General features: G+C 67.2%; 7 protein-coding genes, 3 tRNA genes and 1 pseudogene. 8 read left to right on the forward strand and 3 right to left on the reverse strand.

From position 1 onward, the window contains the following. The first annotated feature begins 133 nt into the window (after positions 1–133). The 5 genes and pseudogenes from ABGB21_RS31375 to ABGB21_RS31395 all read left to right on the forward strand — a co-directional run bounded on the left by ABGB21_RS31375 (position 134) and on the right by ABGB21_RS31395 (position 3,651). Positions 134–206 (forward strand) — tRNA-Gly (locus ABGB21_RS31375). A 30-nt stretch (positions 207–236) separates the two neighbouring features. Next, positions 237–307 (forward strand) — tRNA-Cys (locus ABGB21_RS31380). 12 nt (positions 308–319) lie between these two features. Then, a tRNA-Val gene (locus ABGB21_RS31385) sits at positions 320–394 on the forward strand. Between the two features lie 636 nt (positions 395–1,030). Then, a complete protein-coding gene (locus ABGB21_RS31390) occupies positions 1,031–3,232 on the forward strand; it encodes a WD40 repeat domain-containing protein (protein ID WP_347680849.1) in 2,202 nt (733 codons plus the stop codon). A 79-nt stretch (positions 3,233–3,311) separates the two neighbouring features. Further along, a pseudogene (locus tag ABGB21_RS31395) lies at positions 3,312–3,651 on the forward strand (cyclic-phosphate processing receiver domain-containing protein). A gap of 1,447 nt (positions 3,652–5,098) precedes the next feature. Here ABGB21_RS31395 and ABGB21_RS31400 read toward each other — a convergent pair. The 3 genes from ABGB21_RS31400 to ABGB21_RS31410 form a co-directional block, all read right to left on the reverse strand. After that, a complete protein-coding gene (locus tag ABGB21_RS31400) occupies positions 5,099–5,518 on the reverse strand; it encodes a nuclear transport factor 2 family protein (protein WP_347658222.1) in 420 nt (139 codons plus the stop codon). 25 nt (positions 5,519–5,543) lie between these two features. Further along, positions 5,544–6,404: an SDR family NAD(P)-dependent oxidoreductase gene (locus tag ABGB21_RS31405; RefSeq protein WP_347658220.1), complete on the reverse strand. Its 861-nt coding sequence runs from the start codon at positions 6,402–6,404 to the stop codon at positions 5,544–5,546. Between the two features lie 756 nt (positions 6,405–7,160). Continuing rightward, complete coding sequence (locus tag ABGB21_RS31410; protein WP_347658219.1) at positions 7,161–8,327, reverse strand: low temperature requirement protein A; 1,167 nt, start codon at positions 8,325–8,327, stop codon at positions 7,161–7,163. 598 nt (positions 8,328–8,925) lie between these two features. On the opposite strand from ABGB21_RS31410, the gene ABGB21_RS31415 reads away from it, so the two are divergent. The 3 genes from ABGB21_RS31415 to ABGB21_RS31425 all read left to right on the forward strand — a co-directional run bounded on the left by ABGB21_RS31415 (position 8,926) and on the right by ABGB21_RS31425 (position 13,106). Next, complete coding sequence (locus tag ABGB21_RS31415) at positions 8,926–11,232, forward strand: LLM class flavin-dependent oxidoreductase (protein ID WP_347680851.1); 2,307 nt, start codon at positions 8,926–8,928, stop codon at positions 11,230–11,232. Continuing rightward, on the forward strand, positions 11,222–12,328 hold the full coding sequence (locus tag ABGB21_RS31420; RefSeq protein WP_347680853.1) for an LLM class flavin-dependent oxidoreductase: 1,107 nt from the start codon (positions 11,222–11,224) through the stop codon (positions 12,326–12,328). The genes ABGB21_RS31415 and ABGB21_RS31420 overlap by 11 nt, the downstream gene beginning before the upstream one ends. A gap of 304 nt (positions 12,329–12,632) precedes the next feature. Further along, positions 12,633–13,106 carry a cupin domain-containing protein gene (locus ABGB21_RS31425; protein ID WP_347658214.1) on the forward strand — a complete coding sequence of 158 codons (474 nt, stop codon included), beginning with the start codon at positions 12,633–12,635 and terminating at the stop codon, positions 13,104–13,106. The last annotated feature ends 808 nt before the right edge of the window (positions 13,107–13,914 follow it).

Here is a 13,914-nt window from a genome sequence, read left to right on the forward strand (position 1 = left end):
AGGGGAGGTGGGTGCGGCCACGGCGTTTGTCCCGGTCAGGGGCGTCTGACCCGCCGTCGGCGGCCCCGATTTGGCATCCGCTCGCGGGCTCGGCTAAAGTTCTCATCCGTCACCGGGAAACACCGGAAGACAAGCGGACGTAGCGCAGTTGGTAGCGCATCACCTTGCCAAGGTGAGGGTCGCGGGTTCGAGTCCCGTCGTCCGCTCGGAGATGCCGCCACATCGGGGGCAACCTCGGTGGAGTGGCCGAGAGGCGAGGCAACGGCCTGCAAAGCCGTGTACACGGGTTCAAATCCCGTCTCCACCTCGGCAACAACGAGGGCGATTGGCGCAGTGGGAGCGCGCTTCCTTGACACGGAAGAGGTCACTGGTTCAAACCCAGTATCGCCCACCAGCTATACATGCAGGTCACGCGGCTCGTTACCGGATCTTCGGTAACGAGCCGTTTCGTGTTGTGCTCCTTACGATGGGAGCAACTTGGGAGCACCTGATTCGCGCCGGGGTCGTGGCGGGGTTGATGCGTGGTCCGGTGGGACGGAGCGCACGGCAGTTGGGTGAGAATCTGGCGTCGGTGTTTCTGCGGGTCGGGGCTGTGTGGCGGGGGTGGGTTCGCCTGCTCGCGGGTTCGCCGCGACCGGGTTGATGCGCTTGGCGCTTTTGAGTCCGGTCGGATGGTGTGGTCTCCGGCCGGCTCAGGTGATCACCATGCATGAGGTTCTCCCTTCATGAGGAGCGGTCACCGTCACAGAGATCGGGTCGGGGGTTCACTCGGGCGACGGTTGGCGCTCGTGGCATGCCTGTCGCGACGACAGTCGCGGGCGCCTGTCTGGCAGTCGTTCCGTGCTCTGCTACGCCGGCAACCGGTATGCGGCAGATCCGTGTGTAGTTGCTCCGTCCCAGTTGAGGTGCTGGACGGGCTGTCTTCCGGTCGGCTGTCGCGCCGGTTGGCGGACCGGTTCTTGGTGGTGTTGGCCCTGGGCGGTCGGCGTGGCGGGTCTGAGCCATCGCTGAGGGATAATGCGTATCCCCGGTGGGGGCGACGATCGTGTTCTCGCCGTATGGCCACCCGCACGATGGTGCGGAGGCGCCGTTTGAGGTGTTGTCGTGCTGTCAGCATCCGTGGGGGAGGGGTGTCGCCTCCATGATCTTGCAGGAAGGACCCGCGTTGGATCGCTTCGAGCGCATGCTGACGTTTCTGCGGCGTGGGCAGGCCGATCATGCCGAGCGGCTGCGGGGTGAGGGCGAGGCGGAGTGGCTGCCGTCGTGGACTGCCGGGGATCCGCTGAGTCCGGCGTTCCGGCAGGCACACCAGCTCGGGTCCCTGATCAAAGGGATGCGCCTGGACGACACGTACGCGTGGGCACTTGCCGCGGACGTGGTGTACCGGATTTCCCTCTCGGACGGTGTGACGCACCGGGTGCGCCTGCGAGGTTGGGACGAGATCAACTATGACGCCGTTCTCGTCGGTGACACCGTCGTCGCGGTCGAGGACGAGCGGTTACTCGTCTGGGACCTCGCCACCGGCAGGTTGCTGCTGGCCACCGATCCGGACGACATTCCCCGGCGTGCGGGGGGCCTACGCAGCCTTGCGGTCGGTGCTGGTGTGGCGGTTACCGGTACCGAGGGTGGGTACCTGCTGCAGTGGGATCTGGCCACTGGTCGACTGTTGGCGAGAACGGCTGCGCACGGTGGCCGTGTCGGGGGAGTCGCGATCAGTACCGACGGCGCTCCGGTTGTCCTGAGTTTCGGTGGTGAGGACGACTGGACGCAGACGTTGTGCTTTCACGACCTGGACGGGTTGCGGCGTACCGGCGAGGCGCCCACGCCCGAGTGGCTGCGCTGTGCCAGCTGGACCATGTTGGACGGTCAGCGGCGCGCGGTGACCGTCGCGGACAGCGGCCTGCTGACCGTCTGGGATCCGACAACGACGGCACCGGTGGCGAAGTTCTCCACCGGCACGCATCCGAGTGACGCGCTGACGTTCACCGCCGACGGCGCCTGCGCGGTGATCGGGGTGTCGCGGGCGTTGCGCATCGTCGACCTGCGCGACGGCACCGTCCGCGGATCGATCCGTACCGACTTCACGCATGACGTCGACGATGTCGTCGCCTGCGGCCGGTTCATTTTCGCGGCCCAGGGCGGCAGCAGTGAGGGACGTGTCAACCTTCTGGAACTCACCGATCCCCTTCCACGCGACGCCGAGGATCGGCCGCGTCTCATAGATGCAAGTGCAGCCACAGTCGACGGGCGGGCCGCTGTCGTCGGCGTGGACGAGTTCGGCCAGTACCGGGTGTACGACTCGACTGACGGGCGCGAACTACGGCTGGCCGGCCAGCGCACCAGCGCCCATCCGCTGATAGCTGGGCACGTGCAAGTGCGGACTGTCGACGTCGGTGGCCGGGACCTTGCCGTGTCCGTGGAGCGCCTCCAACCGACGGTTGTCGACCCTGCCACCGGCGAGATCCGGGCCGCGCCTCAGCGTTGGACGAGTGGGCCGGTTCTGTCGGCTGTCGCCGCACGTGATGGTCTTGTCGCGATGATCGACCGTGGTGGCACCCTCGCCGTCTGGGACGTGGCCACGCTGACCCGACGCGCTTCGACCCGGCTCGGCGGAACACTGCCGGGGACCTCGGTCGCGCTCGGCGACCTCGCTGGCCGTACCGTCGTGCTCAGCGGCGACGGCGACGGTCGGATCCGCTTGTTCGACGGCGCCGACCTGACCGAGATCCCACCTCACGGCCGATTCGCCGAGGCCATCGACCCGACCGAATACACCGTAGACCGCCGGAACTGGCCCGGACCACACGCCATCACCGCCTTGGACGTGGCCGGCGGGGTGGTGGTCAGCGCCCTGAACGACATCGTGACCTGCACCGACCTTGTGACCGGTGAGCGGTCCGGGCCCACACTGACGCATCCCGGCAAGGTCTGGGCGATCCTGCCGACCGTCTTCGACGGCGGCCCCGTCGTCGTGACCAGTTGTGCCGACCAGGTATTGCGAGTTTGGGGAATCGCCACCGGTCGAACGATCCTGACGGTCGCCCTGCCACGACCGGTACATCAGATCCTCTCGGCCAGCACAGACCAGATCATCGTCCGCGACGACGGCTACCTCGTCTCGATCAGCCCCAGCCCCCGACCGCCGCTGGACCACGAGGCCTCCCGCAGCGACGGCCCCTCCGAAACGGCAGGCCAGCCCATCCCCTCGGGCCCGGACGGCTACACCATGTGAGCCCGAACCCTAACGGGGTCAGGCTCGATCTGCGGCGAATCCGGATGTCGGATCATGACCGTCCAGGCATCATCATCGCGTGAACGCCGCCTCCCGAACGATCGTCCTGGTGGATGACCTCCGTTCGTTCGTGGATGGCCGTGCCCGCCGAGGTGGCCCGGACCCGCGCCGCTGGAGTTGAACTCCTCGGCCGGTACCGGGACCGGCGCTTGGACGAGCTGTGGTTGGACCACGACCTTGGCGGGGACGACGCGATCTGGCCGGTCGTGGAGGTCCTCGAACGGGCGGCCTTCGACGAGCGTCCCTTTGACGTCGGCGTCATGAATGTCCACTCCGCCTACCCGGCTGGCGCTGCGAAGATCGCTCTGGTTTTACGGCGCTGGGGGTATCGCGTCCGCATCGCGTCGAGCTCCATGTAGGTCGGCTATCTCGACGGCACGGCGTGAGCTGACCGGCTCGATCGCGCCGACCCGCGGCTGTCACACTCGGAGGGCGGCATGAGCGGACGTTTGGTACGGCAAGATCAGCGGTGTGCGAGCAGTCCTCAAGAGCCTCCACCTCGATCCCAACCCGTCGACGCTTCCTGACGATCCGTCCGAGTTCGCGTTGCTCGCCCGCATGATCGTCGGCCCGCCCGACACGCCGGGCGGGGAGTCCTTCGACGTCACCGTCTGCTCGCCGGAGTGGCTGGCTACAGTACCTACGCTGGTCGTCCTACACCTGGCTTAGGTAACGAGACCCACAGCGACCGGGTGTCGTCCGGGTCGGCATGGTTATCGCGATGGCTGCCATTTTTCTAGGCGACATCGTGATGCCCGACGGCGGGCGGCGCGGTCGTGACGTGAACGTACGGCTGACCCTGGTGGTCGCGTACTCGTGGTGGGTGCGGTGCAGCTTGCCCTCTACTACCACGCGGCGGCGGAAAACCGGTGGTTGCGCACCGTTGTCATCTGGATCGCGATGACGTGGTTGCGTGGGGCACCGACGACCTGGACACGGTGCGCGGGTAGAGATGGAAGACCGCACTCGGCGGCAAAGGTCGTTGCGCCGGCGAGTCACAGCAGATCAAAGGCGCCCGTGGGGCGCTGTGACGCAATCCCGGGAGCCTGTCCGAGAGGAATGCCACCCTGGCGTCGATCCAGGCCAGCAACATAGCCGCCGTACCGGGCCTATCTGCAAGGAACCAGTTCCGGCAGGTCGTCGCGGTCAAAGGGGTACTGACCCGCTGCGGCCGCGGCTGCTACACCTCCATGTTTGTCACCACGGCCGACCTCCACCGTGGCGGACTCTGCCACCACTCCCTGGGCGATCATGAAAGCCACCCAAGAAAACGTCAGTAGCCCCACTCCTACCGAATGACGGCGATGGGGCAGTCGGCGTGGTGCAGGCCCGTGTGACAGATCGAGCCGAGGAGCAGGCCGGTGAAGCCGCCTCGCCGCGGGCACAGACGATGAGCAATTGTGCCGTCTCGGACTCGGTTCCCCGTTCGACGTTGGCACGCCGTTGTCGTGCACCGGCGGCAGCAGGTTCAGCGCCTGCTGGCCGCATATGTTGCCTGGCCAGCGGCCTGGCGTTATCGGGTGGGCGGCGCCTGCCGTTGATCCCGAAGGGGTGGGGCACGTACCTGTGGTTTCGGGGCCCTACCCCGGAATCCCGCAGTGTCAGATCCGCCACCGGAATCCCCTGAGCCGGGTGCGGCCCGAGGGGCGGAAGCCTGGCGACGCGCGGCGCGTGCGGCCGGGCCGACGAAGTCCGGCGAGCCGGTGCCGAGTAGCGGTCCGCGCTGCTGGCATGACCACGAGCGTCCTGCAGTGCCGAGGCGAGAGCCACTGCCGCCGGCAGCGTGCGAACATCGTGACGAGCCTGCTATGGGGCGGGGCTGACGGTCTCCCACAGTTCATTGAAGGCGATGCTGTCGTAGAAGGCTGTGCCGTCGATCACCTTGCCGTTTTCAAGGGTCATGAACCAGGCGTAGGTATTCCGGTATGTCGTACCGGCACCGGTGATGCCTTCACCGTCCCACACCACAGCGACCGTGCGCTGCTCGTCGTCGGCGTAGATGGCGCGGATGGTGACCGGGCGGAAGGGTGCGTCTGTGCTGAATCGGGCGCCGAAGGGGTGCAGAACCTCGTGGACGAACTGCTCAGTACTGTCGTATGTGCCGGAGGCAGCCGATCTGCCGACAATCTCCCAGCGCATGTCGGGTGCGAAGATGCTCGTGATGTATCCGGTCCCGGCCGTCCACGCGGCGAAGGCGTCGGCGACGATCTCGTGGTTGGATTTCATGTGCTGGTTTCCTTCGGCTCGCGGATCAGATGAGGTCGTGGAGGGTACGGGACGTGATCTCGTGCAGGCGGTCCTGCGTCGCCCGATCGGACGCCTGCGGGTTGGGCGGCTGGGGGTTCCGTTCGTCGTAGTAGGTGCCATTGTCATCGCGGCGGAAGGCGACGTACCGGAGGTTGGCCGCCGCATGTTCGGGCCGATCGCCGGCGATGGAGAACATGGCGTGCAACAGCCGGGTCGAGATCACCCCCGGGTGCATGCTGACGACGTCAAGTGACCGGCTGGGTCGATGCGCGGCCAACCAGCAGGAGTAGGCGACCAGCGCGAGCTTGGAGTGCGCGTACGCGGTCGATGGCGAGTATGCGTGGCGGGCCAGGTCGAGGTCGTCCAGGAGCAGCGCCGCTGAAAGGTGCGTGGCGGATGCGACGTTGACGATCCGCCCTGCATAACCGTCACCGACCAAGTCGATGAGCCTGGTCGTCAGGAGGACCGCAGCCAGGTAGTTGGTCTGGAACGTGACCTCCGCGCCGGCCCCACTGACCGTCCGGGTGGGCGGCCCAGGCCGCGCGGCATTGTTGATGAGGAGGTCGATCCTGTCGGTGGCCGAACGGATCTGCCGGGCGAGCCTCACGACCGTGGCGAGGTCGCTGTAGTCGGCCGTGAAATAGATCAGCTCGGCATCGGGACGCATCGTCGACCGCACCGTATGCAGCAGGTCCGCGACCTCGTGCTCCTGTTCCAGGCCGTGGAGGATCAGACGACCGGCTCGGTCTGCGATCGTCAGCGCGGTGGCACGGCCGATCCCGGTTGTCGCGCCAGTCAACACGATGTTCGTGTCGCGGATCGCATCCACCTTTTCGGCGCGTCCGACAATCGGGTGTGTTCGCACGGCTCGGCCTTCCAACGCGTCCCTGATCTCGTGATTCCGTCCTCGATGCTCGTCCTCCGACAGCGCCGAGGCTACCTCCGCTGACCTGGCTGGGCGACGTGGTTCCGTCATCCGCCGTGCCGCTGCCAGCGTCGCCTGGCCACGTTGCCAATCGCATCCGTACAGGCCCTAGCCTGGGTGATTCACGGTGATCGCCGGGCTGCGCTGTTGGTCGGCCTGTAGATGAGCGGAGGTGCCTACCCTGCAAGGAAACCTGTGATTGCGACATCTACGGGTTTCTCTTCGATGGGGCCACTTCCGAGGTGCAGCTTACGGCGTGGTCGAAGGATCTGCGGGCCACCGCGGGCGGGTCGGGTGTGGTGCCGCACGTCGGTGCGGCGCTGCCGCGGTTGCTGGCCGATCGGGCCAGGCTGACTGGGGCGCTGTCGGCGGGGCTGGCCGGTGGCCGGTGGCCGGTGGCCGGTGGCCGGTGCATGATAGGGGTCGGGCCCTGGTCGATCTGGCAGCGATGATCATTGACGGCGGCGAGGCGAATCGCGGACATCGGTGCCAATGCCCGCGTCAGGGTCGGCCGATCTGCATCGCGCGTTTGGTACCGCGCGGCAATCACGAGCAAGGTGGACAGGGCAGCGGCTCGGGGACGGGCACATTCCGGGTCCAGGTCCGTGCAGGCTTCGGCTGAATCGATGCCCGCCCGACACCACCGTAGCGTCGACCAACCACATCGGCAGCTGCGCCCGCCCCGCTCGGCGACGGTTAGGGCCCATCCGACGGCCGGCCGAGCGTCCGGGCCGCGTGGCGGTCGACCGCCAGCATCGCCACCACGACCGCGACCACCGCAGCCAGGTGTAGCCCGGCGTTTACGGCGACACCGATCGGCATCATGGCGAGCACCGCGACCGCCGTGACGAGCCTTGTGCGTACGGGAACAATGCGCAGCGAGTGGCGGATCTCGGCGATCCCGGCGAGGAACACGACGACGCCTCCGGAGAGCGCCAGCGCTGCTGCCGAGGTAGACGGATGGCCCGGGTGCGCCACCACCGAGTGAATACCCGCGGCGGCGATCACGACGCCCAGCATGAGCGGTACGTGCGCGAAGCCCATCCGCAGCGCCAGCCGCGCCCGCGGGCCAGGCTCGGTGACGGCCAGCGCGGCCTCGGTGCCGCCGGCGTCAGTGAAGTATGCCGCCCACAAGGCGACGGGCAACGCCAGTGCCAGGACCACAGCCGCGACGATGCCTGCGGTGAGGTGCTCGCCGTCCACACCCATCCCGATAGCCACAACTGATTCGCCCAACGCGATGATCACAAGAAGCCCATGCCGCTCCACGAAATGCGCAGGTTCGATCCGGAACGAGGAGACCAGACTCATCCAGGACAGGCGCGGCACCAAGTAGGGAATGACCATCTGCAGCGCGAGCGCGGCCATCCACAGCCCGTACCTGACGGTGCCGTGGGCTAACCCGCCAGCGAGCACCAGCGAAGCTGAGCCGAGGTTGTACGCCGCCAGCCGGCGGAGGGCCCTGCCGAGGTCGGCCTGGGTGAACATGAGCAGGTGCACGCAGATCACTACGAGGTAGCCCATCGCGAAGACGAGCCCGGTTTCCCCGAAGGCGTGTGGCATTCCTACGGCGGCGATGAGGAAGCCTGCCATCGCCGTGAACAGCAGCAGCTTCTGCACCGGTTGCTGAGGCGGCACATGGTTGGGCAGCCACACGTACCCGTCGAACATCCACCACAGGATCCCGAAGAGCAGTAGAACTCGGCCCACCCCGGTGAGCGAGAGGTCCGCCTCGAGCATCCGGGTGAGCTGGGTCAGGGTCAGGACGAAAACGAGATCGAAGAAGATCTCGACCATCGTCACCCGATTGGCCGGCGCCCGGTGTGCGTTGCGCCACTGCCAAGCCGTACGTACCTGCGTCATGGTGGGTGGGCTCTCTCCGTAGGGCTGACCAAATGTGCCTTTCCCCGCAAGTAGCGGATGACGACCATTATGCGACTGTGGCTGTTGGCGGTTGGCCTCGCATCCGTGAGGCCCTAGCCGTGCATCACCAGTGAATGGGTGTGTGCGAGGGCTGTGCCGGGCTGGCGAAGGCACCTGTCCGTGTCCGTATGGTCAGTCATCGCCTGCCCGCGTCCGCTGCGCCGGACGGCACAAGGATGGCGGCCAGCCCAACGCTAGGGCTGTTACGGATGCGAACGGCGCCCAGGCTGGGCCACCTTATCGGTGGCCATCCGGCGGTCAGGTTCGCCGGCCGGACGGCTACGGCTGGGCGGCGGCCGGGACGACGTCGTGCAGGCGCCGTCCGCAACGGGTGTGACGATCGCCTCCCTGGGCAGCCGCAGCCGCCGAAAGATCCGCAAGGCGTCCCTGGGCAGCCACGATGCGTGTCGCCCTGCCCTCGGCCGTGGCGAACGCGACGTCCATGGCACTCTCTCGTCGATCCAAAGACGAGTTGTGGAACAAAAGATCTGAGCTAAGACCTTATGTAGGACGAACGATGGTAGAGGGAAGTGGGGCAATGTCTGATTATGGCCACGATCTCCTGTTCGGCACGTTCGTCACACCAACGGCGCAGGCGCCGGGCCAGGTGGTGGCGCTGGCCGAGCTGACCGAGGCGGCGGGCCTGGATCTGGTCACCTTCCAGGACCATCCGTACAACCCGGACTTTTTCGACACGTGGACATTGTTGAGCTGGGTCGCCGCCCGCACACGGCGGCTGCGGGTTTCCGCGAACGTGCTGAACCTGCCGTTGCGCCCACCGGCGGTTCTGGCCCGGGCCGCCGCGAGTCTGGACCTGCTCTCCGGTGGCCGGTTCGAACTCGGTCTCGGAGCTGGCGCCTTCTGGGACGGCGTCGAGGGCATGGGTGGTCGCCGACTCACCGCGGGACAGGGCGTGACAGCGCTGCGCGAGGCGATCGAGATTCTGCGTGGTGTCTGGGATGACACCTCGCCCGGACTACTGCGCAGCGACGGCAAGTACTACCGGATTCCTGGTATGCGACGCGGCCCGGCGCCGGCCCACCACATCAACATCTGGCTCGGCGCCTATCAGCCCCGGATGCTGGCGTTGACCGGCCAGACCGCCGACGGCTGGCTGCCGACCCTGGAATACCTCCGGTCACCGGACCGCAACACTGCCAATCGCCTCATCGACGAGGCGGCGGTGGCGGCGGGACGTGATCCGCGACAGATCCGTCGGCTGCTCAACCTGTTCCAGGTCGACATCTCATCCAACAGCAGGGGGTTCCTCCAGGGCCCGCCCGAGCAGTGGGTCGACCAACTCCTCCCGCTCGTACTCCAGGAGGGGTTCACGGCCTTCCTGATCGGCCGCGACGACCCGCGCCTGATCCAGACCTTCGGACAGGAGGTCGCCCCCGCGCTGCGGGAGGCGGTCGCCCGCGAGCGGGCGACCGCCGGAACTCCGACCGGGCCTGCCCGGTCGAGCGTCGCTCTGGCCAAGCGCCAGCCCGGCATCGACTACGACGGCCTGCCCACGACGCTAGCCAGGCAGGCCGTCGAGCCCGGCGACCCGGACTACGATCGGGTGCGGCACAACTACACCCGCCCGGGGTCACCGGCGCTGGTGCTACGCCCAGGCACCGCCGCCGAGGTGGCCGACGCGCTGAGCTACGCCCGCAGTCAGGTTGTGTCGATCTCGGTACGCAGCGGCGGGCACGGCATCAGCGGCCGCTCCACCAACGACGGCGGCATCCTTATCGACCTGTGCCGACTCGACAAGGTGGAGGTACTCGACCGGGCGAGCCGGCGGGTTCGCCTCGAACCAGGCGCCCGATGGGGCGACGTCGCCCAGGCCCTGGCCCCATACGGCCTGGCGATCAGCTCCGGTGACTACGGCGACGTCGGCGTCGGCGGGCTCGCCACCACCGGCGGGATCGGATACCTGGCCCGTAGCTACGGCCTCACCATCGACCACATTCTCGCCGCCGAAATCGTCCTCGCGAACGGCACCCTCGCACGCGTCGATGCCGCGAATCACCCCGACCTGTTCTGGGCGATCCGCGGCGCTGGCGGCAATTTCGGCATCGTGACCGCTCTCGAAATTGAGGCGTACGAGGTCGACTCCGTCGTCTACGCCCACCTCGCCATCGACGCGTCCGACACGGCTGAGGTGTTGCGGCGTTGGGGACGGCTGGTCGAAAACGCGCCGCGGGAACTCACCAGCTTTCTGTCCATCTACCCGAGCCGTCGACGCACGAGCCCGCTCGCCCAGGTGACCCTGGTTTATGCCAGGGACGACGTTGATGCGGCCCAGGCCGCGCTGACCCCGTTTCTGGAGATCGGTCCGGTCCTTGACCAACAGGCACAACTGGCACCGTACGCGGCGATCGTCGCACCACCCCACAACCGACACCACGGGCAGGGCATCGAGAACACCCACAGCGGGCTGCTACACCACATCACCACCGAATCGGCGGCCACCCTGCACACCATGGTCCACTCCGGCGACGTGCTCGCCGTCCAACTCCGCTCGGTCGGCGGCGCGGTCAACGACGTACCTCGTGACGCGACCGCCTACCCGCACCGGACGCAGAACTTCTCGGTACTCGCCGCCACCTCGCCGGAGCACCTGCCACAGCTCGACAAGTACTGGGCCGAGCTGTACCCGCAGCTCGACGGCATGTATCTCAGCTTCGAAACCGACACCGACCCGAAGCGGCTGCTGGATGCGTTTCCCGAACCTACCCTCGGCCGGCTCCGGCAACTCAAGGCCACTTACGACCCCGACAACGTCTTCAACCGCAACTTCCCCATTCCGCCGGCAACACCCGCCGGTGCGGGAAAGGAGACCGACCATGCCGATTGAGATCGGGCTGATCACGTTCGGCGAGCTGACTGCCGATCCGACCACGGGCCGGCTGCCCGAACCCCGTCAGCAGCTGCGTGACCTCGTTGAGCTCGCCGAGGTCGCCGACCAGGGCGGCCTAGACGTGATCGGCGTGGGGGAGCACCACCGTTCTGATTTCGTCGCGACCGCGCCACCGGTGGTTCTGGCGGCGATGGCCGAGCACACCGCTCGGATCCGGCTGAGCAGTGCCGTCACGGTGCTCAGCTCCGACGACCCGGTCCGGGTCTGGGAGCAGTTCGCCACGCTCGATCTGCTTTCCGGCGGCCGGGCGGAGATCATCGCCGGTCGCGGTTCGTACACCGAATCCTTCCCGCTCTTCGGCTACGACCTCACCGACTACGCGGACCTGTTCCGCGAGAAGCTCGACCTGCTTCTGAGGATCCGTGAGGCGAACCCGCTCACCTGGTCGGGCGGGCGCTTCCGCCCGCCGCTGCGTGAGGCGGACATCGCCCCGCGAGCGGTGCAGGAGGAGTTGCCGGTTTGGGTCGGGGTGGGCGGGACGCCGACCTCGGCGATGGACACGGGTGACCGAGGACTGCCCATGATGCTCGGCGTGCTGGTCGGCGCCGTCGACCAGGCGTCGCGCAACGTTGAGCTCTACCGGCGGGCGGCCGAGCGGGCCGGACACGACGCGGCCGGCCTGCGGGTCGGGTTGAGCGTGCAGGGGTACGTCGGTACAACCAGCCAGGAAGCGCGTCGGACCATGTATCCGTACTTCACCGCGGGGTTTCGGGACAACAACCATCAGCGCGGACATGGGTTTGTGCTCAGTCCGGAGCGGTTCGACACGTTCACCGGGCCACGGGGCGCCCTGGTCGTGGGCAGCGCGCAGGAGGTGGTTGACAAGGTCGCCGCCTACCACGAGGTGTACGGCATCAGCCGGCTGATGCTGCACGTCGGCTTCGGCGGCATGCCTCGAGCACAACTGCTCGGAGCCGTCGAGCGACTCGCCAACGACGTGGCCCAGGTGCTCAGGCGCGAACTCGCCGTCCCGACCTTTACCTACCCCGGAAGTTTGGCGAGCCTACCCACGAGGGAGACCGAACGGGTATGACCACCGCTGCCGGATCCGACCACGGCGGGGCCGCCGGTTCGGGTGCTGTCCGCCACGGACCCCGGCGGATTGGCGGCCGCGGCCGATCGCCACCGCCTTCGGTGGCTGTCGACCTGCGGCGTACGTCAAAAGGTTCCTTACTACTACACCGACCGGCGGGGTACGCGATTCAACGCAGCGCTGGCGCCACTTCGAGCCCTAGCCGTATCAAATTCTCACAGTAAGGTAGGAAATTATCATCAATCTGGATCTTCCACTTCCGGACAAGAGTGATCCGGTCTGGAGCGCTGCCAACGGTTTCGTGGTGCGCAGCTCCGAGGGAATCACCAAACTGATCAATGGTGGTCAGGAAACCTTCACCGTCAAGGCCACGGGCAAGCAGACCGACGGCAAGCTCAGCTTGATGGAGGGTGAGGTCTCACCCGGGTTCGGCAACCTGCCGCACGCCCACGGGGCCGAGGATGAGGCGTTCTATGTCGTCTCTGGCGAGTTCAAATTCATCAACGGCAACCAGACCTTCGACGCCGCCGCCGGCGACTTCATCTACATTCCCCGTGGTACGCGGCACGGCTTCAAGAACATCAGTACGGAGCCGTCCAGGCTGCTTGTCTTCTACAGCCCGGCGGGCGCCGAGGAATTCTTCCTGAAGTATGGAGAGGACCCGGACCCCTCCGGCAAGCTGCCACCTCACTGGAGTGAGGAGAAGTTCTCCGCGCTGGCGGATGCGTTGACCGCTCACCACATGATCCTTCTTCCGGACAGCAACGACTGGAAGTAACGGGTATACCTGCCACAGCCACGGCGACACGCCTGCCCCGCGTTGAGCCGGTGTGCGGTCACGGCCCGATCGGGTCGGGTCGTGACCGCATCCGGCACCGCATTCCAACCGGTGACGTGCACCAGTCTTCAGAGTCACGGCGGCGAGCCGTGCGTCGCCGCCCCCGGCCCCCTGCGTTCGGTGGTTCCGATCCGTGCCGTTCGGCCGAACGAGCCGCCGAGGTGTCTGCGGCGAACCGGCGGGGCGGGTGTCTGTTGATGCAAACCGGCCCGGGCGCACCTATGTCAGCCTCACCGGCTCGGGGCCGTCCATCTGTAGCAGCCCCTGCACTCCGACCATGGTCCGAGCGGCACCGAGAGTTGACTGGTGACCGTCCGCCGGGACCCACAGATGCGAGCGGCGTCCCCACGGCCAGAATCACCCCGTGACGTGCTCGGCCTCGCGCTCGACCGGCGGCCGCGAGCCCGAGCGACGAGCTGTCGGAAGCCAGCTTCGACGCGCATCCACACCCGCGCCACCGACCGACTGGCCTCCTATCGCACTTCACCTACCAGCGGTCGACGGCTCAGGAACTGTGGGAAAGCCGTTCATTTCTGATAGATCCGAATAATGACCCACGGCCGTCCGGGTGGCCCGGGTCAGTCGACGAAGGGCAGCATCCGAGGACGAGTCAAGGACCACACTGACGTGATCTCAGCATGGATTCGGTAGGTATCGGTATTCGAAGTGGGTGAGGTGGAGAGCGGCGCGGACGATGTCGCCGATCTGCCGTGGGCTGGCGGTGGTGTGACGAAGGGTCCGCCAGCGG

It is taken from the genome of Plantactinospora sp. B24E8, from assembly GCF_039871735.1.
Taxonomy (GTDB): Bacteria; Actinomycetota; Actinomycetes; order Mycobacteriales; family Micromonosporaceae; genus Plantactinospora.

What these genes read in the sequence shown, in the direction of transcription:
- ABGB21_RS31400 (WP_347658222.1), bottom strand. Translation starts at nt 5,518, where the DNA reads ATGAAATCCAACCACGAGATCGTCGCCGACGCCTTCGCCGCGTGGACG.
- ABGB21_RS31410 (WP_347658219.1), bottom strand. Translation starts at nt 8,327, where the DNA reads ATGACGCAGGTACGTACGGCTTGGCAGTGGCGCAACGCACACCGGGCG.
- ABGB21_RS31415 (WP_347680851.1), top strand. Translation starts at nt 8,926, where the DNA reads ATGTCTGATTATGGCCACGATCTCCTGTTCGGCACGTTCGTCACACCA.
- ABGB21_RS31420 (WP_347680853.1), top strand. Translation starts at nt 11,222, where the DNA reads ATGCCGATTGAGATCGGGCTGATCACGTTCGGCGAGCTGACTGCCGAT.